The following is a 26878-nucleotide window of genomic DNA, read 5'->3' on the forward strand; positions in this document are numbered from 1 at the left end:
TGGAGATCCTCCGGGAGGGGATGGCCGCTGCGAGGACGGTTTCGAGGCGTGGGCGGGCCGGGCCGGGTTGTCACCGGCCTCTGGTCATCGCCGGCCCGGGCCCGTCGTGCCTCGTTCGTGCTTCCCAGTAACGCGGCGAGCCAGAACCTGGTCCTGTGCCCGGCCCGAAACGTCACGCATACAGCGGGCACCAGCACGAGCAGGGCGGCGCACGATGACGGGCGCCTCTTCCCCCGCCCGGACCTGCCCGGCCGGTCTCCTCGGGCTGACGTGGTCGTCCGGCCAGTGATCGAAGGAGCCTTAGCCGCCCGGCCAGGCGGTTGCCTGGGCCGGCCATACGGATGCCTGCGGGACGTCCGGGTACGGCAAGCCTGCGAGGCGCGGCGGTGGCTCATGCGGGGTCGGCAGGGAGGATGGAGGCGGTCAGCATTCGGGTATCGGAGTTGTCGCTGATATCCACGGTGTACAGAACGTTGTGGTTGCTGTCCGCGGCGACGGCGTACAGGGCGCGGCCCCAGAAGACGGTGGTGATCTGTTTTCCGGGGGTGACCTTGCGGACCCGGCTGTAGGAGCTGGAGGAGTCCGCGATGTACAGGTTGCCAACGTCGTCGAGGTCGAGGCCGCACGGCCAGAACAGCTTGGCCTGGTCCGCCGGTACGCCGTCATCGGTCCGTTCGCCGCCGCCGGCCACGATGGTCAGCTCGGTGCTGCCCGTCGGCAGGACGTTGACGGTGCCACACCCGGTGAGGCTGAACAGCGTCTGGTCCTTGTGACGGGCGGTCACGCCGAACGAGAGGTCTCGCCAGTAGTTGGAGCAGGGCGTCTGGAGGTCGTCCTGGCGGATGGCCGAGCCGTGGCCGTCCGGCGCGAGGCGCAGCAGGCGCAGGGGGTGCTGGGGCGTGTCGTACTGGAAGGCGATGACGTGCAGGTTGCCGTCGTCGTCCACGGCCAGGCGGGCGGGGATGACGGGGCTGTCCTTGCTGCCGCCGGGCAGCGTGGCCCCGTCGGCGAGGGTGTGGATGGTTCCGTCGACTGTCACCCGGAGCAGCCGCCCGCGGCGGCCATGTGTGTCATCGCCGATGTCGGCGATGAAGTATTCCCCGGTGGTGTGGTTGACCGCGACATCGGTGGGACAGTCGAGTTTGGCCTCGGTGGCCGGGATGCCGTCGGTGTAGCCGGTGCCGCCGCCGGCGACCCGGGCAACCCGGGTCCCGGGCCGTGCCCTCCAGACGGTGCCGCCGCGCGGGGAGGCGAGGTAGAGAGTGCCGTCGGCGGTGACAGAGATCCCGTACGGGGAGGTGACCTGTGTATTGACCTCTTTGGTCAGGGCGGCCAGTTGTTTTCTTTTCCTCTCGTTCGGGTCCTTGCGTTTATTGAGCCTGCCGTAGATTTCTTTGCGCTTGCTGTCCTTCTCGGCCTCGGTCAGCCAGGTCATCTTGTTGACCATCTGGTAGACCCACAGCCACAGTATGGCGTCGCTGGTCTCGTCGGTTCTGACCGAGGACAGGCCGATGCCGTAGGCGAAGACATTGGTGATGCCGGCGGTCAGTTTGTGGCTGTCGAAGACGTAGCGCCACAGCATCACGTCCACGCGGATGATGTTCTCGCGGTCGAAGGTCACCACTGTCTCGTCCCGGCGGTGCTCGTCCGGAGCGGTGTTGCCGAGGAAATCGGCGAGGCTTGCGCCGAGGACGTGCCCGATCGTCTTGCGTAGTTCCGGATCGGTGTCGGCGAGCGCTGCCTGAAGGGTCTTGGTGATGTGTTCCGGGCTGACCGTGTCCACCTTGACGAATGTGCCGGTGTGTATCCGGTAGGGGTCCGCCTTGATCCGGTTGAGGCCGAGCGGGGCGGTGGGGAGCGCACGCAAGGAGGTCTGGAATACGTCGGTGGTGGCCCGGGCGAGGCGTCCGAGGACGTCCAGCACGAACGTCAGCCGCTGTTTTTCGTCGGGCGGGCCCTGGAAGTTGTCAAGGATGTCCTTGATCGTGGCCACTGCTGGTCCGTCCTTGCCGTTGAGCCGATTACGTGGTCCTGCGCGGTGCACGGTCGTGGGTAGGGCTGAGGCCAGGCCCACGACCGTGTGCCGGTGGAAGCGGTCTACTTCAGGTGAACCGGCTGGATGTGGGCGCGGAAGACGCGTGCGTCGCTGTCCCGGCTGTCGGAGAGCGTGTAGATCTGCTCATGGCCCCCGTGGTAGTCCGCGGCATGCACGTTGGGACCGGAAGCGACGGACGTCGCAGAGCCGGTCTTGGTGTTGATCCTGCGTACCCGTGAGTGATACGGCGGCACCCCGCCGTGCCCTTCGGCGATGTACAAGTAGCCCGTACTGCTGTCGTAGGTCAGCCCGCACGGGTAACGGAGCTTGAGGTCCTTCGCCGGCACGTTGTCGCTGATCTCCTCGCCGCCTCCGTACACCCGCGTTACCTCGGTGCCGCCCCAGGGGATGGAGCCGACGAAGCCGTTGCCGGAGAACGCCACAAGTTTCGTCAAGCTGTCGTCCAGGGTGACGACGCCGTGGACCTCGGGGGAGAGCTTGGCGATACCGTTCGGCAGCTTGAGGTCGCTCTGCTTCACGACGATGGCGTTGTACTGCTTGTCGATGTCCACGAAACGCAGCGGTGCGGCTTTGTCGCCTTCTTGGTAGGCCACCACGTGGAAACCGCGTGAGGGCTGGCCGTTGATGTGGGCCGGGCGGATCGGGTCGTCCTCGCTTCCCGGGCTCTTGGTTCCGTCGAAGACCGTAGTGATCTTGTTTTCGCCGACCTTGACCAGGCGGACCCGTGCGGCGCCGTAGTCCGCGATGAGATAGTCTCCCCGATCGTCGACTGCGACATCGGTGGGCTTGGCCAGCTTGGCCTGGGTCGGCTCCACGTCGTCTTCCGTGCTCGTCCCGCCGCCGGCTGCGACTTCCGGCTCGTAGAGGGAAGGGTCCACCCGCCAGATCTTGCCCTCGGTGGGGCAGGCGAAGTAGATGAATTCGTTTCCCACAGCCATGCCGCTGGGGTCATGGACCTTCGCGTTGACTTTTGCAGTCAGCGTGTTGAGGCGCTTGTGCCGCTCACGGGCGCGCTGCAGCTCCCCTTCACCGTCTCTTCCCTCGGGCTTGAACTTCTTCCACAGTTTGTCGAATTCCTCTTTCTTCTTGTCGGCCGGGATCGTCGTGTCGGCGGAGATCATTTTCCAGACCAGGTACCGGAGCATGTACTCGGGCACCTCGGCCGGATCGACGACGGCGCTGTTGAAGCCGTAAACGAACGCGTTCTGTGCTTCCGCGGTCAGCCCGTGGGAATCGAACTGGTATCTCCACAGCAGTACGTCGATGCGCAGGATGATTCCGGGCCCGCCGATGGTTACATAGCTCTCCCGGTCCTTGTTGTCTGCCACGGCGACGTTGCCGAGAAGCGAGTTGAGGGCGCCCTTGAGAAGGTTTCCGATGACCTTCTTGAAGCCGTCATCGCTCTCGCCGAGAAGGCCATTGATGATGTTGTTGAGTGTGTCGTCGGGCTGCTCCTTCACGGCGAAGTAGCACCGCTGCACGGTGTTCAGCGTGTGAGCCTTTACTTTTACCGTGCCGATCGGCCCGTCCGGGAGCGTGTTCATCTCGGTCGTGAACTCATCCAGATGCGCGTTGCCGAGCTTTTGGAGACTGCCCAGGGTGAACAGCGCCCTTTCCTTCGCTTCTCCGCTGAGTCCGGCAACGAGCTTGGCGATCTTGGCCATGTTCTCTCTCTTTCGGTCTGTACGCCGATGCCGGTGGCGCGGCGCCCAACCGGAACGGTGCATCGAGGTTCGGCGGACGCCTCCTGCGGCAGAACTGACCGGCGCGAGCACCGTCTCGTGCCCTACCGCAGGAAGAAGACGACGCCCAGGTGTGTCGGCGTGTCATGGCTCTTCCTGGTCGGCATCGGGGACGCGAGCAGCGCCCAGGGCTGTCCCCGCGGTCAGGGGCCGCCCTCGCACTGGATGGTCCGGGCGATGGCGGCGCACGACGGGATCCCACACTGCGCCTTCACTCCTTCTTGTGACCCGGCCGCGTGCCCGTGGGTCAAGCACAGATGCCCGTGGCGGTGGTGGAGCACGTGGCCCGGCAGGTGAGGGTTTCGGCCGGTGGCGGCGGTGGCCCGGTGCCGTAACGAGTGCATCGAGCCGCCGGCGCCGGGGCAAGCCGGGGGCTGGTGCGCAAGGCGGTCAGGGGCTTCGAGGCCCAGTTCTGCCGCGGCGGGTTGGAGCGGTTCTCGCACGAAACGTGCTCGCGCCGGGGGCGCCGGCAGTGAGGAGGAGACGGGCGACGGAGCGCTGGCCGGACGGCGGGCGGTCGCACGTCGCCGAGCTGGCCGAAGGCCGACCCGGGGCGCCTGGGGCGGAGAGCCTGCCGGCGGAGGTGCTGAGAGAAACAGCACCACACGGGCGAGAGCCACCAAGTCGGATCGCCGCGCGCGAGATTTCTCCGGTGCCGCGTGGGCGGGGCCACACCACTCCTGAGCTGGCCAGGCCGGGAGCGCAATCAACAGGCCGGTGCCTGTACATGCGCGTGGTGCACCTTGACGCGCTTGAGGTGTCTGCCGACGCCTGCCGGCCCGACATCGGTGCGACCGTGCAGCAAACGTCGATTGTCGAGCAAGAGGAGTTCGCCTGCTCGCAGCAGAAAAGTCGTGGGCAGGTGCTGCGTATCCAGTGCGCGCTCGAATGCGCCGAGTGCGTCGGCGTGTTCTGCATCCAGGGTATGCCCGGCCAGCTCTGCGCCTGCGGCGACCCGTACGGGGCAGTACCGCACGGTGACGTCTCCGTCGGACATCGTGAGGATCGGGTGGGCCGTGATGGATGGCTCGTCATTCCCGGGCGTGCGGGGAAGTGCGAAGGGATAGGGGTCCTGGAGTGCGCGCAGGTGGCTGCGGTCGGCGATTTCGGCAGCGATATCCGCCGCGCTCACCAGGACGGTGTGTCCGTCGCCCGCGGGGCTCGGGCGGACGCACAGCAGCCCGAGGTAGGCATGCGGGTGTGCCAGCAGGGGGGAGTCGGTGTGGAACGGATCCGGGTCCCGGTAGGGCCGGGCTTCGCTGTCGACCACGTCGTGCACGAGCGTGTCCGGGTTCGGGCCGTTGTGGCTCGGATCGACCCTGCCGAGAGCGCCGGCGGCGATGGCCAGCGCGGCGGTGTCGAGCGGGAAGCCTTCGATGACCAGGGCGAGCGATGCGTGGAGCGCGGCGACGGCCTCGTCCAGCAGGCCGCGCAGTTCGGGAATTTCCGTGCGGGCACGGCGAAGAGCCGCCTGCTGGGTGTGCTCGCTCTTCAGCTCATCTGTCCGCCAGGCCGAACTGAAGTCGGCCAGTGCGGCACCGGTCGAATCAGCCATGACGAGACGAGGTGGCCATACCATGCCAGGTATTGAAGCAGACTTCCCGGCCATCGTGGGCCGTCAATCGCGGCATCATTTCTTTGCCGGTGTCACTTGCGTAGCGCGCGAAGCGTTTTGTGTGACCGCTGCGGTTTCCGCGAGCAGGTCGGCGGCCGGGAACTCGTGCCCGGATCCATCCGTCTTCCACCGTAGGGATTGCGCCATGCTGTCGCCCTTTCCCGTGCGGCATTGACCGTGTGGGGGGCCTCTTCTAGCCTGGTCAGGCGGTGCCCGAAGCGAAAAAATCTTTGTCCGTTGCCTCTTATGGCAGTCGGCTGTGTGCTGTCTGGACCGGCGCGCGCCCTGCCACGGGGACGTGGTGGATACGGAGTGTCGCACGCATGGGGATCAGCACGGCACGCATTTACGACCGGAGTGAGGCGCTGTGCAGCCTCTCCGCGATCGATCCTGAATACCCGGCGCCGAGGGTGTCCTCGTTGCTCTCCGACGAGCGTAACGACGAACTCCTCGGTTACCTGCAGGCCGAGGCGTTCACTCATGTTTTCACGGGAGACGTGGAAAGCGGTCCGCAGCAGTTTTTCCACGACCTGGACCGTGAGCTTCGCGAGGCGCCGTCCTTTCACCTGTGGGTGGATATTCCGCTCTGCCGGTACCGCTGTCATTTCTGCCAGTTCCCGACGCTCGTGACGAGTAGCCGGGCCGAGACGGCCGACGCGACCGCACGTCGATGGGTGGACGCGAACATCGAGGAAGCCAAGGCGTGGGTGGCGGCGGTCCCGGCGCTGCGCACCACTCCGGTCGGCGAGTTCTGTCTGTTCGGCGGCACGCCGAGTGTCCTGCCCGCCGGCGAGATCGAGCGGCTGGTGCATTTCTACCGGGAGACGTTCGCCTTCGACGAGCAGACCTCGATGCGGGCGGAGGGAAGCCCGGATTCCCTTACCCAGGAGATCCTGTCGACTCTGCGCGGATCGGGTTTCACCGCTCTCTCCTACGGTATCCAGTCCCTGGACAACCGGCTGCTGGCGGTCGCCAACCGCCGGCACACGGGGGAGCAGGCGCTGGAGGTTCGGGCGGCGGCAGGACGGTCGGGTTTCACCAGGGTCGACGGTGATCTCGTATGGGGCCTGCCCGGCCAGACGGTCGCCGGTTTCCTCGACGACATCGACCGTCTGATCGAAGCCCGGTTCAGCACCATCGTCGCGATCAAACTCCATCTGCGGTCCTTCCACGACGTCGAATCGGCCATCGGGCACGTGTCTCCGGCCCCGTGGGAGGACCCGCGCGTTCGCGAACAACTGGCGCTGCGTGGATTCCGGTGGCCGTCGCTGGGACAGCAGATGCAGATGCGGGAGGGAGCCGTCGACCGGCTCGCCGCTGCCGGCTACTACGAGCATCCCACCACCTACTTTCCCCGGCGTGACGTGGGCCCGGAACTGTGGCGCTCCTTGAACCTCGACCAGGACCAACAGGTCCCGCAGGTCGGTATCGGCCTGGGCGCCTATAGCTGGTGCGGGGACGCCGAGGCGAATGCGGTGGCCGCACCGGCGGAATACCTCGCCCGGGTCGAGAAGGGGGAGATCCCGTTGGAGAACGTCACGACGGTGAGTGCGGATCACCGCGAGGTGCGGGCGGTGGAGATGGCGCTGTCCACCTGCCAGCCGCTGCTGGAAGAGGTGCACCGCTCCCGCTTTCCCCACAGTTCTCTGCTGTCCGGCAGGTGGGGTGCGAAGTTCGGCTCGCTCGCCGACCGGGGGCTGATGCGGATCGACCGGAGGGCCGGCAGCGTCACCCTCACCGAGGCGGGAGCCACGTTGGTGGAGGCCATCATGAACACTCAACTGGGCCGGTGACGCCGGGTGCGCATCGGACTGGTCTGTGGGGACGGAGTGCCGGCCAGCGGCCTGCTGACAATCTTCCGCAACGTGGTCGGCCTCGGTGTCGACCTGAAGCTGTTCGACACGCCCGTATCCGCTGACCTGGGCTACTCGTGGCGCCCCGACAAACCCGCCTTCTTCCCGTACGGGCCGGCCGAGCAGGAGTCGTCCGCACTGTTGGAGCCGGCCCCGCACACCCCTCCCTTCTTCGAGGACCCCGACCTCGCGGCCGCCGAGTGGACCTCCATCCGGACGTCAGTCGCACAGGGCACGGCACTGGGCCCCGCCGAACGCGTCCGGCTGCATGAGCGCATCGACCGCTTGGCCGTCCATTACCGCAACCACTTCTCGAAGTGGATGCGCCACCACCAGGCCCCGCCTGGACGAGAACGCCGGTCCGACACCGTCACACTGGAGACTGCGCGGACGCACCGCCACAGCCGCCCACGACCTGTGGCTGGCGTTGGTGTCGGTACAGGTCGGTGATCCGGTCTGCTGGCAGACGTTGCAGGAGGGCAGGCTCTTCAACGACGTGCTGCCGATCGAGGGACAGGAACACGCGCAGACCGGTCACAGCAGCGTGCACAGCCTCGACTTCCACGTCGAGGACGCCTTCGACGACGACCGCTGCGACGTGCTGGCACTGCTCTGCCTGCGTAACCCGGGCCTGACCGCGACGACCGTCGCCACCGCCGGCGCGCTCGTCGGGGTCGGCGAAGAGGACCGTACGCTGCTCTGCCGGCCGCGTTTTGCCATCCGCCCCGACCCCGAACACCTCAAGGCCGGCCGATCCGCTGACCCGTCACCCGTGTGGCGCCCGGTGCTCATCGGCGGCTCGCGGCCGTACCTGAGGGTCGACCCGGCATACACCACCACCGCGCCGGGGGACGACGTGGCCGCACGGGCCTTCTCCCGGCTGTGCCACCGGCTGGAGGAGGCCCTCACACGAGTCCGGCTCAGGCCCGGCGACCTGGTGCTCATCGACAACCACCGGGCCGTGCACGGCCGGGACCCGTTCGCACCCCGTTATGACGGTACCGACCGGTGGCTGCGCAAACTCACCCTCACCTTCGACCTCCAGCGGTCCAGCGTTCGTCGACGGGCCGGGAGCCGGGCCCTCGCTTTGTCATGAGGGCCGCAGTACGAGCAGACACCCGGCCCGCCTCGCCGCGCTTCCGGTTCAGGTTCGTCAGCCGCGGCCGCCAGAGCGACGAACTGGTGGTCCTGGCGGTTCGGTCGTTGCGGTGCTGCCATCCCGGCGCCCGTGTGGTCGTGGTGGATGCCAACGACGAACCGTCCCTGGACGCTCGGCACTTCACCCCGGAGCACGTCGACGTCGTACACCTGGCCCCCGGCGATGACGCGGTGGCGCGAGCCGTCGGCCGGGGCACCCCAGGCCACCTCTTCTACTGGCGTCACTCACCTGAACTGCGGAACAGCCTGCCGCCATGGCACGGATACGACGTCCACGCCGACGCAGACCTGCTGTTCCTGCGCCCCATGGACCTGGGGGCGCTGGACCGGCCGCTGGCCGGCGGGCGCATCGCGGCAGTGGTTGACGAGTCGACCATGGAGTACTACTCCGAGCTGGGCAAGGTGGCCTCGACGCCGGTGGCCACCCTGCTCGGTACCCCCGGCGCCGGCGGCCCGCTCCTGCAAGCCGGCCTGATCTTCAGCAATCCCGCCGACGACGGCGGACTCTACGATCGCCTGTGGCGGTTCGCGGCAGAGGCCGCCAAGGAGGGCCGGTTGCACGCCGTGCCCGGCGATGACATGGGCGTGGTGTCGTCGCTGCTCGGTGAGCGGGGACCGCTGTGGGAACGGCTCCTGGCCCTGGGCCACGAGTGGAACTACATCAGTGGCGCCTTGAAGGATCCGGGTGTGTTCGGGTGCGTGGCGCATTTCGGCGGGCGGCGGGCCAAGAAGTTTCTGCTCGCCCAGTCCGGCGTTCTGTTCCCTCCGGACGCCGACCACGGCCGTACGCCGTGGGGCACCATGCAGGCCCCGCCCCGTTCGGTTCGTCCCACGGTCGTCCGCGGCCTCTGGCAGCAGGCACGGCTCCCCGCGCAAGGGCCGGAATTCGCCCCGGGCGCCGCCGACCTTGCCCTCCTGCTCCCGTTCAGCCTGTCCTGGCGGGTGCCGCAGCACGCCACTTCCTGCCTGGTCGCGGGGGTGGTTCAGGCCGGGGGCGGCAGGGGCCCGACCAGGGACGCCGCCGCGGATCCGGTCCTGTTCGTCTACCTGGACGGGCGTCTGGTGGAACGGGTGCCGGTCGAGGAGTTCCACTTCCGGCGCCCGGTCCGCCTCGGACAGGCCGAAACCGTCACGTTGATCGGCGTCAGCCGTCACACCGGCTGCGCCCTCCGGCTCAAGCACCCGTTGGCCGCGTCTTGAGCACGGCGCAGAGGGGAACGAGGAGCATGTCATTCACTCCCGTCCGCACCGAACCACTGTCCCCGAAAGAGCTGTATCTGTTCGACACGACGGGGCACCGGAAAAACGAGGGGTTCCTCAGCCCGGAAACGGCCGAACCTGCGAGGATCGCACAAAGCCGATTTCCCATGGTTTCCCGCGCCGAGTCATTCTCCGCTTGCCCCGCTCTGACGAAGGAGAACTTCCCATCGCTCGACAACACGCCGGCCGGGGCAGGGGCTGCCATCCTGCTCAACGAGGCCCTTTCCCACGGCACCCTGCCCAAGAGCACCGAGCGCGAGCGGCTGCTCCTCGCGTTCAGCTACGCGCCGGCGTTCGTGGCCGACTGGGCGGAAATCGGCATCGGATCGGAGGACATTTCCAAGGCCGGCCATTACTGACGTCAAAACCGCAGGTATACGGCGGTGGCATCGGCGGTGACGCCGGACCGGGGCCACAAACGGCGTTCAGGGTCGATCGCCTCGAACGCGCGCACCTCGTCGATCAGGACCTGCGGCCCGTCCTTGGCGAGTGTGTCCATCATCTGCTCCCAGACCGCGACGCCGAATGTCACCAGCCGGGCGGCACCGCTCGACAGTACGGCGGCCTGCCGTACCGTGCCCAGTTCCACCCGGCCCGAGACCGGCCCGCCCACCGCCGGCTCACGGCCCGCAGCACTGTCGTGCGTGCAGACCTCAAGGCCACTCGGCAGGTCCAACATCACCACCGCACCGTTGAAGACCAGCCACTCCAACGTGCCGTCACCGGCCCTGACCACTGCGGCACCAAGGCGATGCGGAGCGCCACCGCGTGCGTCGACCGCACCCTCTCGTGTCCGCAGGACCTCCGTCGTGGCTCGGGAGAGGCACGCTTCGACGGTGACCGCGCGGTCGGTGAGGCGACCGAGGACCGCGGTCCCGAGCAGGTCCACGCACCGCTCCGCCCAGGAGCCGGCGCCGTCGAGCAGAGCGGCGGCGCCGGTGGTCACACCCGCCCAGCTCCTGAGGGGCCGGTCACTGTCGGCAGCGGTGCTGGCGAATTCGGCCCGCATTCCCCATCCCTCTCCCCACACCGCGCCCATGGCGCACCGCCCGAGTTGCGTACGACCGAAGATAGGGGCCACGGCAATGTTCGGCGAGACGGCCGCACCCGATATCCCTTTCCTCTTCGATTTGGTGGAGAGCCGCCTCGGCAGCCGCCCCAGGACGGAACTGTGGCGCTGGTCGCATCTGTCCACGGTCCTCGCCATGGAACTGGCGGACCGGCGCCGAGTGGTGATCAAGATCCGTCCTTTCGCCGACCGGCTGACCGGCTGCTGTGACACCCACCGGCTGATGTGGCTGGCCGGGCTGCCGTGTGCTGAACCACTGGGCGAGCAGGTCCGGGTCGGCAGCCGGATCGTGACGATGGAGACGCTGGTCGACGACGGAGGGGCCGTCGACGGCGCCGTCCGCTCCTCAGCCAGGTCGGCCGCCGAGCTGGCCCGGTTCGTGTCGATCGCCCCCGCCGTCGACGCGATCGGCAGACTCGACCCGCCTCCGCCGTGGGTGTGGTGGAACCACGACCAGGGCCGGCTCTGGCCGCTTCCCGACGACCAGCCGGAGGACCTCAACCAGTATGCGGGGCCGGACTGGCTGGACGACGCGGCGACCCGGGTACGGAACCGGCTGGCCGAGCACGACCTCGGCGCCCCCGTCGTCGGCCACTGCGACTGGGAGGCGCAGAACGTGATGTGGAAGGGCGACACCCTGCATGCCGTACACGACTGGGACAGCGTCGTGGCGCTGCCGGAAATCGTCATCGCCGGCGCGGCCGCCGCGGTACACGCCGTCGTGGGTGGCCGCCCCGGCGAAGCAACGATCCCGCAGACGGCTGAGTTCATCGACGCCTACCAAGCGGCCAGGGGATTGACCTGGTCCGCCGCCGACCGTGAGGCAGCGTGGGCCGCCGGCGCCTGGGTGCACTGCTTCAACGCCAAGAAGGCGACGCTGCGTTCCGACGGCGGTCCCGTCGTCGCGAGGCTGGCTGGTGGCATCGAGGAGCGGTTGCGATACGCAGGCGCGTAGGCCCAACTCACGGGGGATGCAGCCGCGTCGTCGGCAGGTGAGTGAGCAGGCGAGTCTCAAGGCCGCTTGCTGGACGTCGTCGCGGGACTCCCAGCGGATGCGCAGATGGCCGAACCAGTGCAGCGGCGCGACGGCCTGCTCGACGACCCACCGCTAGATTCCCGGGCCGGAGCCGGGGGCGGTGCCCTGGCGGGCGATGACCGGCTTGAGTTCGCGGTTCGCTTCGATTTTCGCGCTGGGTTTGACGAAGTCGCCGCCGTCCAGTGGACATCGAGCTGAGGTCACGGTGGTGGGGCAGAGGCAGGGGCTTCGCGGAGAGTCGGGGAAGACGGTCCGGAGATTCTGCCGCTGCGTACGCACGGCGGCCACAGCGCCAACGGTGAGGAGCGTCCTGCGCCGCCCTGTCGAGGCCGGCACCCGCGTCACCCAGCTCGGTTACCGCGCCGAAGGTGAGCTCACCGCTGTCGCCGCCGCAGACATCGCCCTGAGCGCCGCGGCCACCGTCCGCGGAGCCAACGCTTGCCTCCGCAGTGGGCCCTTCGTCCTGTCCTGCGCTCGCTTCCACCGGCATTTCCTGAAACTAAGTTCGACCATTGCGTCGTCTTGGGCCCCACGACCATGTCCTCGGCTCGAAGAGCACCTGCTTACGGGTAGAAGGCGCGTCCCGCCATCAGCCGGCGCGCGGTCCGGCTGATGCCGAGGGACCGGAAGGTCACCTCCGGGCCGCTGGTGTCGTCATCGACGGTGACCGAGACGTCGGTGATCCCGGAGGGGTGGCCGACCAGCACCGCACCGGGCCGGCGGGACTTCGCTGCGTCGTGGACGGTGGTGCCGCGGACGCGGGACGCGGCGGCGAGGCTGATCGAGGCGGTGACGGCGATGCTTTCGTGCAGGCGGTTCATGAACATCAGGTGGAGCCGCAGGTCCATGTCCTCGGCCTCGGCCCGCTGACCGTTCAAGGTGCTGTACGAGAGCGGCGGTGCGACGAGGCCGACGAAGGGCACCGCGGGGACGTCCGTGTCGCCGCGACGCCAATCGGCGCACAGGCCCATCAGGACGCAGGCCTTTCCGCGCGCCTCGCGTACGAGCGCGAGGAGATCGCGGTCGTCGTTGATCTCGGTACGTTCGTCTCCGGTCAGTGCGAAGTCCTCGGCGCGCAGCCAGACGACCGGGTTGCCCGCGTCGACGATCGAGGCGTCGATGACGCGGCCGTCCTCCAGTGTGAGCTTGTCGACGGGGGCGCCGGTGGGGAGCAGGCGCCCGGTCATGGCACCGATCGTGGCCGACCAGTCCATGACGATCTCGGCTCCGGTTCCCGGTACGCCCGGGATGGCCAGGTCGCCCGTCACCTCGGCGAGGCCGCCGGAGACCGGCACCCGCGCGACGAGGACCTTGCCGGTGTTGGTGTTGTGGATGCGGACCTCGGTCACACCCTCGTGTGCGGGGACGAGGCGCTCGTCGATCGCGAACGGGCCCACGCCGGAGGAGATGTTGCCGCAGTTGCCGTTGTAGCTGACGCGGCCGCTTTCGATGTCGACCTGGGCGAAGGTGTAGTCGACATCGGCGTCGTCGCGGGCGGACGGCGCGACGACGGCCACTTTGGAGGTGATCGGGCGGGAGCCGCCCAGTCCGTCGATCTGGAGGACGTCGGGAGAGCCCATGAGCCGGCGCAGCAGCGCGTCACGTGCCTGGCCGGCTGGGGGGAGGTCGCGTTCGTGGAGGTAGAGGCCTTTACTGGTGCCGCCCCGCATGAGGACGAGGGGAATCGATGCCTGTCCGCTCATCAGGAGTTCTCCTTTCCCGTCGCCGGCCGGGCAGGAGACGGTGGCTTGGCGGTGCCGAGCCGGTCGGGCCACTGGAGCCAGTCGTCCAGACCGACGGTGCCGAACAGCTCGGCCGGTCCGGCCGCGTCCCGGGGCGGCAGACCGGTCTCGCGCAGTCGGGTCAGTGCCGAGTCGACGGCCGCGCTCGCGGCGGCGATGTTCACGAAGGGGTAGATGCCCAGTCGATAGCCCAGGCCGGCGTAGTCGGATGCCGTGAGCAGCGGGGTCCGGGAGCCGGCGATCACGTTGATCACCAGCGGGACGTCGATGCCGCGGGTGATCCGGTCCATCTGGTGGCGGTTCTCGGGAGCCTCGACGAAGACCATGTCCGCACCGGCGTCGGCGAACCGGCGACCGCGGTCGATCGCCTCGTCCAGGCCGAGCGGGGTCAGCGCGTCGGTACGGGCGATGATCACGAGATCGTTGCTCCCCCGGGCGGCGACGGCGGCGCGTACCTTCCGTACGGCCTCCTCCTTGTCGACGACGGTCTTGCCGTTGAGGTGTCCGCAGCGCTTGGGGAAGACCTGGTCCTCGATGTGGATGGCGGCGGCACCGAGCCGGATGTGGGTCTCCACCGCGTGGCGGACGTTGAGCTCGTTGCCGTAGCCGGTGTCGATGTCGACGATCAGCGGCAGCGAGGTGGCGCCTCGCAGGCGGACGACGTGTGCGGCGACCTCGCCGGCGGACATCAGTCCCAGATCGGGCCGGCCGAGCACGCTGACGGAAGCTGACGCTCCGCTCACGTAGGCGGCGGGAAACCCGGCGCGTTCCACCAGCGTGGCGGTCAAGCCGTCATAGACGCCTGGAGCGATGACCAGCTCGTCGCCGTTGATCAGCTCACGCAGCAGGCGGGCGGGATGGGTGGTCAACTCCTCACTCCTTTCGTTAGGTACGTCCCGTTGAGTCCCGACGGGGCGCAGCCGGCTGCCGTACGGCGCGGAAGCACGTCCTGCCGTACGGAGCGGGAAGCGTGTCCGACGGGCACCACCAGCCTGCGGGCGCGGTGGCCGACAAGGGAAATGACGGACGTTGGGCCGGTCTATGCGTCAGGCGTATGAGGGGTACGGAGGGTTCTCGTGACGAACGCACAGAAACGGCGGGCGGCGGGGGTGGCCGGTCCGTCGGCGGCGGTGACGATACCGACCTCCCGCTTCGCGCCGCTCTCGTCCAACGGGACCTCCACGGTGCCGGGGTGGAGCGCGGTCTCTGACCGGGACTCCGGCACGATCGCGATACCGGCCTCGGCCGCGACCAGGGCCCGCAAGGTGCTGAGTTCCGTGCCCTCCACGGCGAGCTGGGGCGTGAACGCCGCCTCGGTGCAGACCTGGTCGAGGATCTGCCGTACCCCGAACGCCCGGGGGAACGTGACGAAGCGCTCGGCCGCGAGTTCCCCGGCCGTGACCGCTGCCCGGGCGGCCAGCGGGTGGTTCTCGGGGACGAGGAGGGTGAGCCGTTCCTCCAGCAGCGGAACCCAGCGGATGTCCTCCCCGGCCGGCCGGGGGCTGGTGAACCCGACGTCGAGGCGTCGGTGACGGACCTCGTCCACGACGATGTCGGCGGCGTTCCCCCGTAGCTGGAAGGCGGCCGACGGCGCGACCGTGCGGTACTTCCGCAGCAGTTCGGGGACGAGCCAGCCGCCCAGCGAGTGGAGAAACCCCAGGGCGATGGTGCCCGCGTCCGGGTCGAGGAGGACCCGGATGCGCTGTTCGGCCGACGCGACCTCACCGACCGCTCGTACGGCGTGCGCGTGGAACACCTCACCGTAGCGATTGAGGCGCAAGCGGTTCTGCTGCCGGTCGAAGAGCCGCACGCCCAGCCGCCGCTCCAGCCGCGCCAGCGCGCGGGACAGCGTCGGCTGCGAGATGTTCAGCTTCTGCGCCGCCGCGGTGACATGCTCACTTTCGGCGAGGGTGATGAACCAGCTCAGCTCGCGTAACTCCATCCAGCGACCATACGCCGCGCGCATGAGCGGGCTTCCCTATGGTCATTTCACCGCGGCGGCCCTGGACACCGATCCTCGGATGAGATGTCGGCACAGCGAACAGAGGAGCCTTCGAAATGACCCTCGAAAGCCGGAACCAGCGGTATCTGGCCGAGCAGGTGGGCGAGTTCGTCGCACGGACCGAAATCGGTGACGTCCCCGACGAGGTGCTCCAGCGCGCCCGCCACCTCGTGCTCGACGCCGTCGGGATCGCCTTCGCCTCCACCGCGTTCCCCTTCGCCGGCGTGGCCCGCGACGCCCTGGCGGCATTCGGGGACGGGGACCACGTCGTGTTCGGCATGCCGGACCGGCTCACCGCGCGCGACGCCGCCGTGCTCAACGGCATCCTGATCCACGGCCTGGACTTCGACGACACTCACCTGCCCGCCGTCGCCCATGTCACCTCCGTGGTCCTGCCCGCCGCGTTGTCCGCCGCGGTCGCCTCGAACGCCTCGACGCGCGACCTGCTGCTCGGCTACGTCCTCGGCGTCGAGGTCATGGCCCGGGTCGGCATGGGAGCCGCCGGCGGCCTGCACGACGTGGGCTTTCATCCGACGGCCGTGGCCGGAGCGTTCGGAGCCGCCGTCGCCGCCGGAAAGATCATGGGCCTGGACGCCGGCGGCCTGGCCACCGCGCAGGGCATCGTCGGGTCACAGGCGGCGGGCCTGATGGAGTTCCTGGAGGACGGGGCGTGGACCAAGCGCTTCCATCCCGGCTGGGCCGCCGCGAGCGGATTGACCGCCGCGAGCTTCGCCAGGGCCGGCTGGAGCGGTCCTCCCGGCGTTTACGAAGGCCGCTTCGGCCTCTACGCCACGCACGTGCCGAGCCGGGACGCACGCCCGGCAGCCGTGTCCGAGGACCTGGGCGTGAGCTGGGAACTGCTGCGCACCGCCGTCAAACCCTTCCCCGTCTGCCATTTCCTCCACGCCTTCGCCGACGCCGCGCTCATCCTCCGCAACGAGCACGCCCTGCGGGCGGAGGACATAGCCGGGATCCGCTGCGCGATCCACCCGGTTCCGCGGAAGGTGGTGTGTGAGCCTGCCGGGGCCAAACAGGCGCCGCGCGACGAGTACGACGCCAAGTTCAGCCTCCCCTTCGCCGTCGCCGCGTCCTTGGTCCGCGGCCGGTTGACCCTCGACGAACTCGAAGCCGACGCCCGCTCCGACGCCCGAATCCGGGAACTGGCCCGCAAGGTACGCGTCGACGACGATCCCGACAGCGCTTTCCCGTCGGCCTATTCCGGTTTCGTGGAGATCGAACTCACCGACGGGCGAGTGGTGCGCCACCGTGAGCAGTACAACCGCGGCCACGAACAGCGACCGCTCACCGACGCAGAGATCGTACGGAAGTTCCGCGGCACGATCGGACGTGTCGCCGACCGCGAAACGGCCGATCGCGTGCGACGAGCGGTGCTGGCGCTGGGCGACAGCCGCCCCGCCTCCGGCTTCGCCGAGGCGTGCGGCGGGTCGGTAGTGACCGGTGGGGCGTGAGGGGGCGAGGTACGAACGGTGCGGCCTGGGCGGCTCCAGCCGGCGCCGGTTCTCGCCTCGCCGGATGCGGCCGTGGGTCTGGTCGGCCCGCTCGGGATCGCGGCTTCGACGCCTCGCCGCCGCGGGTATGCGCGGATCCTTGTCGACGAGTAATCCTTGTCCGCGACGTCCCGCCCCCGGTCGTGTCCGGGGCGGCCGGGTCCGCAGCGCTCGATACGGATGCGGGCCATGGCCGCCGAACTGGGTGCAGCCGTTGACGTTGCCGACGGTCAGCGTGAAGGCCAGAGGGCGCCCCTGGCCGTCGCCTGCGAGGCAGATGTTTGCGGTCAGTCCGCCGCATGTCGTGGCCGGTGCCTCCGCTTCGGGACCGCTGCCGTGCACGCCATGGGATGCGGACAGCGGCGGCTCGCTGTGGCGACGTGGACGCGGCCCACCGGCCTGCCCCACCCCAGGTAATCCGAGTGGTTCCTGCGCCGTGGATGAGGCACCATCTCCGAGAAACCCGGTGAAGGAGAGCTTGTTTGGACGTGTTCGCGTGTGCCGGGTGTGGAACCGAGCTGACGGCGCCGGTGTCCCGGGTGGCCCTCCCGGACCACACCCATCACGGGGGCTGGGAGGAACTTCATCCTCCGCTGATGGAGCCCGCGACGTACGCCGTTGACCCCCGGCCCACCGGACCGCCGTGGCGGTTGTGGGAAGAGGTGGGAGAGGACGCGGCTGTCCGGCAGGGCGTGTACGCGCCGGTGTACTCCGTCTCCTTCGGCGCGCGGAACAGGATCGTCATCGCCCCCGGTGACTCCCGGTCCATGGCGTTGATACCCGAGAAGTGCGAGGGCTACTGCCGGGGCGTGGACGGGCGGGCCGGCCCCAACCTGGCGTGCGAGGGGTGCGGGCGGGCCGTGGCGACCCGCATGGACGACTGCGGACTGTGGCAGACGGTGTGGCTGGAGCCCGACGCGGTCGTACGCCGCCCCTCGGAGCTCCCCGCCGGTCCGCCTCCCGGCTGGGACGCACTGGAGCGCGCCGAGCACCGTGTCCCGCCCGTCGACCCCGACGGGTCGTGGAGCCGTCGCTGGGAGGCGTCGGTCGGGGTCGCGCTGGCTCACCTCGTCGCGGTCACCGAGGGCCGCCCTGTGATCCTCCCCACCGGCCATGTCACCGAACTGCTGGGCCACGCCGTCGGCCGGTACCTGCCGGCTGGGTCCGATGCCCTCACCGTGGGGCTGGCCGGCCCGGGAATCCGCACGCCTCGGTCCCGTCCCGACGTCCTCCTCGTCCCGCGCCACCCCCTTACGGGCACGCCTTGGCGCCCGCCCGGCGACGACGCGGCCGTGGTGCCGCTGGACAGCGGAGTCTGGGCGTACCTCGCCCACTCGGGCGAGACCTCACCGATGCCTGCGGCGGGAGTGCTTCCGGACGGCGTCCTGCGCGACGAGTACCCTCTGCCGCCGCGCCCCTCGTGCCCACTGACGCCCCACCACCGTGCCTTCGAGTACACCCTGGCCGGGCTGCCCGCCATACGCTCTCCCCGGCTGCGCAGGTACCACGACGCGCACCAACCATGAACGTCTGAGGGGCATCTACGGCGCCGAACTCGCAGCAGTCCACTCATCGTTCTGCCCGAACCTTGGGCCCCTTTGATCCGCCAGCACCTCCACCTCTCGATACCGGCCGGTGTGGTGGCGCGTTCCACCCGTCGGACGGCCCCGGCTCCCCGATGCCGGAGCCAGGACGGCCGCGGCGGCCGGGCCGGCTCGCAGGCACGAAGCCGCGTGCCGGCGTGGCTGGGGCAGACCGCCGCGAAGCGCGAGACGCTGCCGGCCTCTTCTTCCAGTGGGGCGGCGTGCGACTGCTGCTGCTCGTACTGGCCTGCCTCGTCATCTACCTGGCCGTCGGGCGCGGCCTGCCGGCGCTCTACGGCCGGCGTAGCGGTGAGCCAGTCGGATGCAGCGCGATGGAGCGATGCTGCGGGCGGCTGGGGTGCGCAGAGCACGGTCTCCACGACACGCATACAGTTCGACGCCGTGGTCACCTTGGTATGGCTGGTGATCCTGGCTGCCAGGCCTGTCTGGTCGTCCAGTGATCCATGCGCCTGACCGCTCCGCTACGTGAGGACTGCGCAACGGCGGCGGTGCCGACTTTCCGAAGTGAGGATACGTTCCGCTGCGGTGCCCGGCAGTCAGGGCGAGACGGCGCGAGCCGACGGCCGAGGAAGGCGGACTGATGCTCGCGTCGGGCCGGCAGGCCTCGGTATCGAGGCGGAGGGTAACGCGTACGACTGGCAGCTCGTTGAGCCGCTTCATGTGTTTGCGGTTACGCATCATGTGGAGTGCGTGATGATTCTTGAGAAGGCCGCTAAGGGCTCCTGACCTGACCCTATGAGGGCTGGGGCTTCCCCTCCGGGCGCGTTCGAAGCACCCTTTCGGTGGGGAAGCCGGGCCCGGGTCAGGACGCCCGCGATGCAGGCTTACGTCGGGATCGATGTGCACCGCCTGCGGTCGCAGATCGCCGTGATGGACAAAGACGGCCGGACGGCGGCGCACCGCAACGTCACCAGCGGGCGTGAGACGGTGCTGGGCGTGCTCGGCGAACTGCCGACGGGAACGCCGGTGGCGTTCGAGGCCGCCTACGGCTGGGGCCGGCTGATCGAGCTGCTCCAGGACCACGGCTTCGACGCGCACCTTGCGCACCCCTTGTAGTGCAAGGCGATCGCCTCGGCCCGATTGAAGAACGACAGAGTCGACGCGACAACCCCGGCCCACTTACTGCGGGCCCATACGTTGCCCGAGGCGTGGGTCGCCCCCGCAGCAGTACGCGAGCAACGCGCCATGCTGCGCCACCGGACCCAGCTCGTGCGGCTGCGTACCCTGTACGCGGTCCTGGCCGATCACGGCTCCGACCGCGGGGCCAGATGCTGGAGCGGGGTGGAACCGGCCCTGGCTGGAGGCGCTGCCGCTGCCGGACAGCGCCCGCCGGGCGGTGGTCGACCGGCTGGAGGCCATCGACACGCTGCAGATCATCATCGATCGGCTCGACGCCGCGCTCGTTCAGGTCGTTTGAAGGCGGACCCGCGGGTCAAGGCCCTGACCGCGCTGCCTGGCATCGGGCCGCTCACCGTTTTGGTCATCGATGTCTGTCCCTCCACCGCGCCATCCGCCGACTCCCTGCCGCGGTGCCCGGAAGGGGGTACCTGGCCACTAGGCTCCTCGCCCTACCGCATGTCCGGCGGCGCCCCTCTGACCCGTCGGACATGCCCTGAGCCGTTCTCAGCCGCGGAGCCGCCGACGCATCTCCTGTTCGCTGAGCTCTGCCATGTGCTCGTAGAGGGCGATGACTCTGGGGCGGCCGCGGTCGCCGCGGTGGCGCGTACGGGATCGGGGCCTGGTGCCTCCAGGACCCTGCGGACCATCCGGGTGAGGAGGTCGGCCCGTATCTCCGGTGTGTCCGGGGCGCGGTCCGCGAGGAGCCTGTCAGCGGTGAGGAAACCGGCGAGCATCGCCATCAGGGTGTACTGCTGGTGGCGGATGTCGGCGTCGTCTTCTACGAGGCCGTGCTCGCGCAGTACTTCCAGGTGGCGGCAGTGCACCCGGTCGCCTTCGGCCATCAGTCTGCGCGAACTCCTTCTTCGCGATGTCGTTGAGCCGGCCGAGGAGATCGGAGTCATCGGTGTACAGGGCACGGAGCGCCGGCTGTCCCAGGAACTCCCGGAAGATGCCGCCAGCGTGCCGACCGGGCAGAATCTCCAGCGGTTCGTCGCGCATCTGCTGAAACCGGCGGCGCTGGCTGTGGAATTGCTCCTTGGCCAAGGGGCCAGGAATAGCGCGTCTTTGGTCCTCCAATGCAGATAGACTGTTGCCAAGCCGACCTTGGCGCGACGGGCGACCTCGTCGATTGTCACCCGTCAGTAACCCCAAGCGAGCAGCAGCTCGGCCGCTGACTCGAAGATGCGCTCGGCGCGTTGTGCCCGCTCCACGGCCTGTTCTCCCGTTCCCTGGTTGTTTTTCGATCCTTTGCCCGTGCTCCCGTTGACTTCGTGACCAGTTTCCGATCTTAGTCGCGAAGTCAACGCTGGAGCGTGACGCGCCGTCGGCGTAAGAAGGGTGCCCGTCAGCCGGAGCCGCGGACGGGGCCGAGCAAGGGGGTCAGATGGTCCGCATGGGGAGGGTGCGGACGCCTGTCATGTTGGGCGTGGGGACGAAGGTCGGAGGATCGGCGGGATCGGCCCGCAGCACCGGGAAGCGGTCCATCAGCATGTTCAGGGCGATACGGCCTTCAAGCCTTGCCAAGGGCGCGCCGAGGCAGAAGTGGATGCCGCGGCCGAGTCCGAGGTGCGGATTGGGGTCCCTGTCCGGGATGAAAGTGTCCGGGTCGGTGAACTGGCGCGCGTCCCGGTTCGCCGCCGCGAGCCACACCATGATCATTTGGTCTGCGGGTATCCGCTGCCCGGCGATCTCTACTTCGGTGTATGTGGACCGTGTGACGCCCGCGAATGGGCTGAACAGGCGCATCGATTCCTCGATCGCGCTCGGCACCAGCGAGCGGTCTTCGCGCACCCGCGCTGCCCACTCCGGGTGGGCGTCGAGGCAGAGCAGGGTGTTGCCGAGCAGCAGGGTGGTGCTGACATGCCCGGCGACCAGCAGGAGGACCGCGAAATTGACCACTTCGCCGTCGGTCAGCCGGCTACCGTCGACCTCCGCTGTGACCAGTTGGGTCAGCAGGTCCTGGCGCGGCTGCCGCCTGCGCTCGGCAACGTGCTCGCGGATGTAGTCGAACATCGGCTGCCACTGCTCGATCACGGCCTGCTGATCACGTTCCTCCTCCTCGCTGAGGTCGCGGTCGCGCAGGGAGAGCTGTCCGGTGCCCTCCAGCATCACCGTCACCCATTGCTTGAACAGGTCGCGATCGCTGCTCGGCACGCCCAGCAGCTCGGCGATGACGATCACTGGAAGCGGATACGCGAGATCGGTCACCACTTCGAGCTGTCCCGGGTCGGGCACCGCGTCGAGCAGTTCGTGGGTGACCTCGCGGACCCGGGGTTCGAGGTCGGCGACGATCTTCCGGTTGAACGCGCGGCTGACCAGCGTGCGGAGCTTGCCGTGCTCCGGGTCGTCCATCTGGATCAGGTTGCCCTCTTTGTGCTCATTGACGGCTTCGGAGGAATACAGCCGTTTCGTGTCGGAGGAGAAGACCGCCGGATCGCCCAGTATTCTCACGGCTTCCGCGTATCCGTAGACGTTCCAGGTTCCCAGCTCTTCGTCGAATCGGACGGGGTGCTCCGGTTGGTGGCCGCGCAGCCAGAAATGCGCTGGGTGGATGTTCCATCGGTCGGCGAGGGTGGCCATCGGTTGTCCTTTTCGCAATGCCTGGTGGTGGGTCGCCTCATCGAGACGATCGGGTGTGGGCGGGCGGGCGGTACGCCGCGAGGCGGCCCCCGGCTTCGTCGAGGGTTTCCGTCCGGCGGTTGAACGCGATACGGATGAGCCTCGCGCCTGCCGCGCTGTCCGTGTAGAAGAACGTGCCAGGCGCGACCATGACCCCGGCCTCTCGTACGAGGCGGTAGGCCAGCGACTCGCTGTCCTCATCCGCGATGGGCCGGATGTCTGCCATCACGTAACACCCGCCGTCCGGTGGGAAACAGTGGAAACCGGCGGCGGAGAAAATGCGGGTCGCAAGGTCCCGCTGGACGTGCAGATCCGAGCGCGGTGCGAGGAAATCCGGCTCCTCCGCGGCGGCGCGCGCGGCCGCCTCTTGCAGGGGAGTCGCGGCGCCCCCGCAGACCGCCTCGTGCACCCGGCGAACGGCGCTGGTCAGCGCTGGGCAGGCGCGCAGGTAGCCGATGCGCCAGCCGCTGACCGCATGGCTTTTGGAGAGGCTGCCGATGACAATGCCGCGCTCGCGGAGGACGGGCACGTCGGCCGTCGACACATGCTGCCTTCCTTCATAGACGTGTCCGGCGTAGATCTCGTCGGAGATGACGACTGCGTTCCAGCGTTCGCACAGTTCCGCGATCTCGGCGAACTCCGGCGGAGTGAGCATGTGGCCGGTGGGATTGTTCGGCGTACAGAGGACGACCGCCCTCGTACGCGGGCCGAACGACGCGCGTAATGCGGCGGGGTCGTAGCGCCAGTCCGGCGCGTGCACCCGCACGGGGCGGGGAATACCGCCGGCCAGTGCGATGGCGCTGAGAAAGTTCTCGTAGAGCGGTTCGAAGACGATGACCTCGTCGCCCGGATCGACGGTGGCCAGCACCGCCGCGGACAGCGCCTCGCTGGCACCGACCGTGACCGTCAATTCGGTGATCGGGTCTGCGGGCGTAGCCAGTGCAGCCGCTATGTGGCGCCGCAGTTCGAGATTGCCGTCCGGCACCTCGTACTGATTCCTGCCCTCCCGCAGGGCTGCGCAGGCCGTCTCGATCAGCCGTGGCGGGGTCGCGGGCGCACCGGGTACACCGAGCGCGAGATCGACCACCCGCTCGCCGCGTCCCTCACTGAGCAGCTTGAACAGACCGCTGCGCGCCAGCTTGCCGACGCGTGCGGCCACCGGGAACTGTGTCATACGGGCCGCCCTTCCACCGTGGCCGGGCGCACCGGTCGCAGCGGCGTGACCGGTACGCTGGGCAGCCATTCCTCTCGCGACCTCTCGTACGTGGTGATGGCGTGGTCCTGGGCCGAGGTGACCGCGATCTCGTCGAGCCCCTCGAGCAGAAGTTGACGTGCCCTCGCTTCGACGGTGAACGGGTGACGCAGCCCGCCGGAGCGGACTTCGAGGCCGGCCAGGTCCACGGTGATCTCGGCGTGGGGCTCGGCGTCGACACGGTCGGCGAGCCCGGAGACCACGGGGACCGGCAACTCGACCGCGAGCAGACCGTTCTTGAACGCGTTGCGCCGGAAGATGTCTCCGAAACTGCTCGCGATCACCACCGCGAAACCCCAGTCCCGCAGCGCCCACACGGCGTGCTCACGGGAGCTGCCAGTGCCGAAGTTGTGGCCCGCCACCAGAATGCTGGCGTCCGAACCCGCCGGCCGGTTCAGTACGAACGCGGGGTCCTTCCGCCACTCGGCGAACAGCACATCCGCGTATCCGCTCTTGGTCAGCCGCTTGCAGTACTCGGCGGCGATGATCTGGTCGGTGTCGACATCGCCGCGGCGCAGTGCGACCCCGTACCCCGTGTGTTCGGTCAGCGGTTTCACCCGGTCTCCTGTTGCGGCAGGCAGCTGGGCGCGGTCAGCCTTCCGGTCACGGCGGTTGCCGCCGCGACCGCCGGCGACGCCAGATGCGTACGGACCCCCAGGCCCTGACGGCCCTCGTAGTTCCGGTTCGAGGTGGACACACAGCGGGCGGGCCCGGTCAGCCGGTCGGCGTTCATGCCCAGGCAGATGGAGCAGCCGGACAGCCGCCACTCCGCCCCGGCATCGGTGAAGGCCCGGTGCAGGCCCCGGCCTTCGGCCTGATGACGGACCTCCGTGGAGCCGGGAACGACCAGCATCCGCACGCCGGGCGCAACGGACCGGCCCCGCAGCACCGCGGCGGCGGCCTCGAGGTCCTCGATACGCCCGTTGGTGCACGAGCCGACGAACACGGTGTCGATCTCGATCGACTCCACCGGGGTGCCAGCGGTCAGCCCCATGTAGGCGAGGGCACGGTGGGCCGCCGCCTGCTCCTGGACGTCGGCGTAGGCTTCCGGGGCGGGTACGCGGGAGGTGACGGGAACCGCCTGGCCCGGGTTGGTGCCCCAGGTGACGAACGGGGTCAGGGTCGCGGCATCGATCCGTACCACCCTGTCGAAGACGGCGTTCTCGTCGGTGCGCAGTGTCTCCCAGTGGGCCACGGCCCGCTCCCAGGCGGTGCCGTCCGGCATCCCCGGACGCCCTTTCAGGTACCGGTAGGTGACCTGGTCCGGTGCGATCAGCCCGGCACGGGCCCCGGCCTCGACGCTCATGTTGCACAGGGTCATCCGGCCCTCCATCGACAGCCGTTCGACGGCCCGGCCCCGGTACTCGATGACGTGTCCGTGTGCGCCGTTGGCACCGATGCGTGCGATCAGTGCCAGGATCAGGTCCTTGGCCGTGACGTCCGCGGGCGGCACTCCGGTGAATTCGACCGCCAGGGTGCGCGGCCGTGGAAGCGGCAGTGTCTGGGTGGCGAGCACGTGCTCCACATCGGTTGTTCCGATGCCGAAGGCCAGGGCGCCGAACGCGCCGTGGGTGGAGGTGTGGCTGTCACCGCAGACCACCGACATCCCCGGGCGGACGAACCCGTGCTCCGGTGCCACCACGTGCACGATGCCCTGCCGGCGGTCCCCGAGGCGGAACAGCTCGATGCCGTGGATGGAGCAGTTCTTCCGCAGGGTCTCGACCTGTGCCCTGCCCATGGGGTCGAGGACGAGCAGCGAGTCGGTGGGGACATTGTGGTCTTCGACGGCGAGGGTGAGGTCGGGGCGCCGCACGGTGCGGCCGGACCGGCACAGGCCGTCGAACGCCTGCGGTGAACTCACCTCGTGAATCAGATGCAGGTCGATATAGAGCAGATTCGCCTCGCCGGAAGTACGCGCCACGACGTGGCCGTCCCAGACCTTCTCGGCCAGCGTCCGTCCGGTGGCCGTTCGTCCCACGGTCGGGTTTTCCGTGGTCATCGGGTCAACGTCCGGGAACGCGTGGCGTGCTGCTCGGTGATGATCGCCCGCAGGTCGGCCAGGCTGATGCACTCACCGTTGGTGCGGTGTGCGACGTATTCCTCGTAGAGACGGTCCACGAGCCGCTCGTCGGTCGGCAGCTTCAGCTCCTGGAGGACATGGCGCAGTACGGCCCGGCCTGAGTGCCGGCCGACCAGGATCTTGCGCTCCCGGCCGAACCGTGCGGGCTCGACGTACTCGTAGGTGAGGGGCGCGCGCAGGATCCCGGCCTGGTGGATCCCGGCCTGCGTGGCGAAGGAGTTCGTGCCGAAGATGGCCTTGTTGCGGGGGGCGGAGAGCCCGATCACCTCGCACAGCAGATTGAACGCGGCGTACAGGCCCTCGGTCTTCGCGGACGTGCCGGCGCCGATTGCTTCGCCGTTGTACGTGAGCACCGCGATGAGCTCCTCCAGCGGGGTGTTTCCCGCCCGCTCGCCGATTCCGGCAAGGGTGGTCTGCACTTCGTCGGCCCCGGCCTCGATTCCGGCCAGGGCGTTGGCCAGAGACAGCCCGAGGTCGTCATGGCAGTGCGTGGAGACCACGGTCTCCGGCGGGATCCAGGACCGGATACGGGCGATCAGGCCGCCGTACTGGGCGGGCACCATGCAGCCGGTGGTGTCGGCGACCGTCACGGTGTCCGCGCCCGCCGAGACCGACTGGGTGATCAGGGGCCGCAGCAGGCCGTCGGAGCCGCGCGAGGCGTCCTCGATGGCGAGCGTCACGTGCCTGACGCCCAGTGACCTGGCGAAGCCGATCGCCTCGACCACCTCATCCTGCGCTTCGGCCTGTTGAATGCCTCGCTTGTGGCGGAGGTGGATCTCACTGCCGGTCGCCATGATCTGCAGATGGTGCCGCTCGGTGCCGGCCGACTCGACGGCGAGGCGGATGTCCTCGGGTACAGGCCGGTTGAGGGTGGCGACGCGGGCGGAGGTCAGGGCGTCGGCGATCAGCCGGACGGCCTGACGGTCACTCGGCGAGGAACTCGGGAAACCCGCCTCGATCACATCGACGCCCAGTGCCTCGATTTTCAGCGCGATGTCGAGTTTCTGATGGGGCCGCATCGCATTCCCCGGCGCCTGTTCGCCGTCGCGCAATGTGGTGTCGAAAATCTTTGTTCTTCTCAACGGTAATCCGTCGTGAGTCGGCACGAAAACTTACCTCCATGCTCCGTTACATGGCTGGTGTCTCTCCAGTAAAAGGTGGAG

General features: G+C 68.9%; 24 protein-coding genes and 2 pseudogenes. 9 read left to right on the forward strand and 17 right to left on the reverse strand.

Going from position 1 to position 26878, the window contains the following annotated elements:
* Window positions 1-391 precede the first annotated feature (391 nt).
* The 3 genes from ACH4EB_RS21920 to ACH4EB_RS21930 form a co-directional block, all read right to left on the reverse strand.
* Window positions 392-1993, reverse strand: a complete 1602-nt coding sequence (locus ACH4EB_RS21920) for a hypothetical protein (RefSeq protein WP_398349223.1) — start codon at window positions 1991-1993, stop codon at window positions 392-394.
* A 104-nt stretch (window positions 1994-2097) separates the two neighbouring features.
* Window positions 2098-3720, reverse strand: a complete 1623-nt coding sequence (locus tag ACH4EB_RS21925) for a hypothetical protein (protein ID WP_398349224.1) — start codon at window positions 3718-3720, stop codon at window positions 2098-2100.
* Window positions 3721-4504: 784 nt separating this feature from the next.
* Window positions 4505-5353 (reverse strand): TauD/TfdA family dioxygenase, encoded by an 849-nt coding sequence (locus ACH4EB_RS21930; RefSeq protein WP_398349225.1) that lies wholly within the window; start codon window positions 5351-5353, stop codon window positions 4505-4507.
* 383 nt (window positions 5354-5736) lie between these two features.
* Here ACH4EB_RS21930 and ACH4EB_RS21935 point away from each other — a divergent pair, with 383 nt between their 5' ends.
* The 5 genes from ACH4EB_RS21935 (at window position 5737) to ACH4EB_RS21955 (ending at window position 10043) form a co-directional block, all read left to right on the forward strand.
* On the forward strand, window positions 5737-7206 hold the full coding sequence (locus tag ACH4EB_RS21935) for a radical SAM protein (RefSeq protein ID WP_398349226.1): 1470 nt from the start codon (window positions 5737-5739) through the stop codon (window positions 7204-7206).
* A gap of 6 nt (window positions 7207-7212) precedes the next feature.
* Window positions 7213-7716, forward strand: a complete 504-nt coding sequence (locus tag ACH4EB_RS21940; RefSeq protein WP_398349227.1) for a hypothetical protein — start codon at window positions 7213-7215, stop codon at window positions 7714-7716.
* Complete coding sequence (locus tag ACH4EB_RS21945) at window positions 7697-8362, forward strand: TauD/TfdA family dioxygenase (RefSeq protein WP_398349228.1); 666 nt, start codon at window positions 7697-7699, stop codon at window positions 8360-8362. Before ACH4EB_RS21940 ends, ACH4EB_RS21945 begins: the two co-directional genes overlap by 20 nt.
* 140 nt (window positions 8363-8502) lie before the next feature.
* Window positions 8503-9624 carry a hypothetical protein gene (locus ACH4EB_RS21950; RefSeq protein WP_398349229.1) on the forward strand — a complete coding sequence of 374 codons (1122 nt, stop codon included), beginning with the start codon at window positions 8503-8505 and terminating at the stop codon, window positions 9622-9624.
* A gap of 26 nt (window positions 9625-9650) precedes the next feature.
* Window positions 9651-10043 (forward strand): hypothetical protein, encoded by a 393-nt coding sequence (locus ACH4EB_RS21955; RefSeq protein WP_398349230.1) that lies wholly within the window; start codon window positions 9651-9653, stop codon window positions 10041-10043.
* Between the two features lie 2 nt (window positions 10044-10045).
* Here the strand turns inward: ACH4EB_RS21955 and ACH4EB_RS21960 are convergent, their stop codons facing one another.
* Entirely contained in the window at window positions 10046-10630 is a 585-nt protein-coding gene (locus ACH4EB_RS21960; RefSeq protein ID WP_398349231.1) for a hypothetical protein, read from the reverse strand.
* A 139-nt stretch (window positions 10631-10769) separates the two neighbouring features.
* Here ACH4EB_RS21960 and ACH4EB_RS21965 point away from each other — a divergent pair, with 139 nt between their 5' ends.
* Window positions 10770-11708, forward strand: coding sequence for a hypothetical protein (locus ACH4EB_RS21965; RefSeq protein ID WP_398349232.1), 939 nt, complete (start codon window positions 10770-10772; stop codon window positions 11706-11708).
* 153 nt (window positions 11709-11861) lie between these two features.
* Here ACH4EB_RS21965 and ACH4EB_RS21970 read toward each other — a convergent pair whose 3' ends face one another.
* The 4 genes from ACH4EB_RS21970 to ACH4EB_RS21985 form a co-directional block, all read right to left on the reverse strand.
* A complete protein-coding gene (locus ACH4EB_RS21970; RefSeq protein WP_398349233.1) occupies window positions 11862-11993 on the reverse strand; it encodes a hypothetical protein in 132 nt (43 codons plus the stop codon).
* A 359-nt stretch (window positions 11994-12352) separates the two neighbouring features.
* Complete coding sequence (locus tag ACH4EB_RS21975; protein WP_398349234.1) at window positions 12353-13492, reverse strand: 2-methylaconitate cis-trans isomerase PrpF family protein; 1140 nt, start codon at window positions 13490-13492, stop codon at window positions 12353-12355.
* Entirely contained in the window at window positions 13492-14400 is a 909-nt protein-coding gene (locus ACH4EB_RS21980; RefSeq protein WP_398349235.1) for an oxaloacetate decarboxylase, read from the reverse strand. The genes ACH4EB_RS21975 and ACH4EB_RS21980 overlap by 1 nt, the downstream gene beginning before the upstream one ends.
* A gap of 170 nt (window positions 14401-14570) precedes the next feature.
* Entirely contained in the window at window positions 14571-15473 is a 903-nt protein-coding gene (locus ACH4EB_RS21985) for a LysR family transcriptional regulator (protein WP_398349236.1), read from the reverse strand.
* A gap of 116 nt (window positions 15474-15589) precedes the next feature.
* Here ACH4EB_RS21985 and ACH4EB_RS21990 point away from each other — a divergent pair, with 116 nt between their 5' ends.
* Complete coding sequence (locus tag ACH4EB_RS21990) at window positions 15590-17002, forward strand: MmgE/PrpD family protein (protein WP_398349237.1); 1413 nt, start codon at window positions 15590-15592, stop codon at window positions 17000-17002.
* Window positions 17003-17035: 33 nt separating this feature from the next.
* Here ACH4EB_RS21990 and ACH4EB_RS21995 read toward each other — a convergent pair.
* Window positions 17036-17341: pseudogene (locus ACH4EB_RS21995) on the reverse strand (IS5/IS1182 family transposase); the annotation flags it as partial.
* Between the two features lie 296 nt (window positions 17342-17637).
* Between ACH4EB_RS21995 and ACH4EB_RS22000 the strand changes: the two are divergent.
* Both ACH4EB_RS22000 and ACH4EB_RS22005 read left to right on the forward strand, forming a co-directional pair.
* Window positions 17638-18567 carry a hypothetical protein gene (locus tag ACH4EB_RS22000; protein WP_398349238.1) on the forward strand — a complete coding sequence of 310 codons (930 nt, stop codon included), beginning with the start codon at window positions 17638-17640 and terminating at the stop codon, window positions 18565-18567.
* 894 nt (window positions 18568-19461) lie between these two features.
* Window positions 19462-19701: a hypothetical protein gene (locus tag ACH4EB_RS22005; protein WP_398349239.1), complete on the forward strand. Its 240-nt coding sequence runs from the start codon at window positions 19462-19464 to the stop codon at window positions 19699-19701.
* Between the two features lie 63 nt (window positions 19702-19764).
* On the opposite strand, the gene ACH4EB_RS22010 is transcribed toward ACH4EB_RS22005, so the two are convergent.
* From ACH4EB_RS22010 to ACH4EB_RS22045, 8 genes and pseudogenes are all read right to left on the reverse strand, one after another.
* On the reverse strand, window positions 19765-20010 hold the full coding sequence (locus tag ACH4EB_RS22010; RefSeq protein WP_398349240.1) for a hypothetical protein: 246 nt from the start codon (window positions 20008-20010) through the stop codon (window positions 19765-19767).
* 203 nt (window positions 20011-20213) lie between these two features.
* On the reverse strand, window positions 20214-20606 hold the full coding sequence (locus ACH4EB_RS22015; RefSeq protein WP_398349393.1) for a hypothetical protein: 393 nt from the start codon (window positions 20604-20606) through the stop codon (window positions 20214-20216).
* Between the two features lie 246 nt (window positions 20607-20852).
* Window positions 20853-20900 (reverse strand): annotated as a pseudogene (locus tag ACH4EB_RS22020) (hypothetical protein); the annotation flags it as partial.
* Between the two features lie 244 nt (window positions 20901-21144).
* Window positions 21145-22344: a cytochrome P450 gene (locus ACH4EB_RS22025; protein WP_398349241.1), complete on the reverse strand. Its 1200-nt coding sequence runs from the start codon at window positions 22342-22344 to the stop codon at window positions 21145-21147.
* A gap of 37 nt (window positions 22345-22381) precedes the next feature.
* A complete protein-coding gene (locus tag ACH4EB_RS22030) occupies window positions 22382-23557 on the reverse strand; it encodes a pyridoxal phosphate-dependent aminotransferase (RefSeq protein ID WP_398349242.1) in 1176 nt (391 codons plus the stop codon).
* Window positions 23554-24192 (reverse strand): 3-isopropylmalate dehydratase small subunit, encoded by a 639-nt coding sequence (gene leuD / locus ACH4EB_RS22035; protein ID WP_398349243.1) that lies wholly within the window; start codon window positions 24190-24192, stop codon window positions 23554-23556. The genes ACH4EB_RS22030 and leuD overlap by 4 nt, the downstream gene beginning before the upstream one ends.
* The gene (gene leuC, locus ACH4EB_RS22040) at window positions 24189-25634 is read right to left on the reverse strand and encodes a 3-isopropylmalate dehydratase large subunit (RefSeq protein WP_398349244.1); all 1446 of its coding nucleotides are present in this window, start codon (window positions 25632-25634) and stop codon (window positions 24189-24191) included. The genes leuD and leuC overlap by 4 nt, the downstream gene beginning before the upstream one ends.
* On the reverse strand, window positions 25631-26821 hold the full coding sequence (locus ACH4EB_RS22045; RefSeq protein ID WP_398349245.1) for a LeuA family protein: 1191 nt from the start codon (window positions 26819-26821) through the stop codon (window positions 25631-25633). Before ACH4EB_RS22045 ends, leuC begins: the two co-directional genes overlap by 4 nt.
* Between the last annotated feature and the right edge of the window lie 57 nt (window positions 26822-26878).

This window comes from Streptomyces sp. NPDC018045 (genome assembly GCF_044327445.1).
Lineage (GTDB): Bacteria > Actinomycetota > Actinomycetes > Streptomycetales > Streptomycetaceae > Streptomyces.

What these genes read in the sequence shown, in the direction of transcription:
- ACH4EB_RS21935 (WP_398349226.1), top strand. Translation starts at nt 5,737, where the DNA reads ATGGGGATCAGCACGGCACGCATTTACGACCGGAGTGAGGCGCTGTGC.
- ACH4EB_RS21930 (WP_398349225.1), bottom strand. Translation starts at nt 5,353, where the DNA reads ATGGCTGATTCGACCGGTGCCGCACTGGCCGACTTCAGTTCGGCCTGG.
- ACH4EB_RS21985 (WP_398349236.1), bottom strand. Translation starts at nt 15,473, where the DNA reads ATGGAGTTACGCGAGCTGAGCTGGTTCATCACCCTCGCCGAAAGTGAG.
- ACH4EB_RS22005 (WP_398349239.1), top strand. Translation starts at nt 19,462, where the DNA reads ATGCAGGCTTACGTCGGGATCGATGTGCACCGCCTGCGGTCGCAGATC.
- ACH4EB_RS22025 (WP_398349241.1), bottom strand. Translation starts at nt 22,344, where the DNA reads ATGGCCACCCTCGCCGACCGATGGAACATCCACCCAGCGCATTTCTGG.
- ACH4EB_RS22030 (WP_398349242.1), bottom strand. Translation starts at nt 23,557, where the DNA reads ATGACACAGTTCCCGGTGGCCGCACGCGTCGGCAAGCTGGCGCGCAGC.
- leuC (WP_398349244.1), bottom strand. Translation starts at nt 25,634, where the DNA reads ATGACCACGGAAAACCCGACCGTGGGACGAACGGCCACCGGACGGACG.
- ACH4EB_RS21975 (WP_398349234.1), bottom strand. Translation starts at nt 13,492, where the DNA reads ATGAGCGGACAGGCATCGATTCCCCTCGTCCTCATGCGGGGCGGCACC.
- ACH4EB_RS21955 (WP_398349230.1), top strand. Translation starts at nt 9,651, where the DNA reads ATGTCATTCACTCCCGTCCGCACCGAACCACTGTCCCCGAAAGAGCTG.
- ACH4EB_RS21925 (WP_398349224.1), bottom strand. Translation starts at nt 3,720, where the DNA reads ATGGCCAAGATCGCCAAGCTCGTTGCCGGACTCAGCGGAGAAGCGAAG.
- ACH4EB_RS22000 (WP_398349238.1), top strand. Translation starts at nt 17,638, where the DNA reads ATGGAGCCCGCGACGTACGCCGTTGACCCCCGGCCCACCGGACCGCCG.
- ACH4EB_RS22015 (WP_398349393.1), bottom strand. Translation starts at nt 20,606, where the DNA reads ATGGCCGAAGGCGACCGGGTGCACTGCCGCCACCTGGAAGTACTGCGC.
- ACH4EB_RS21965 (WP_398349232.1), top strand. Translation starts at nt 10,770, where the DNA reads ATGTTCGGCGAGACGGCCGCACCCGATATCCCTTTCCTCTTCGATTTG.
- ACH4EB_RS21990 (WP_398349237.1), top strand. Translation starts at nt 15,590, where the DNA reads ATGACCCTCGAAAGCCGGAACCAGCGGTATCTGGCCGAGCAGGTGGGC.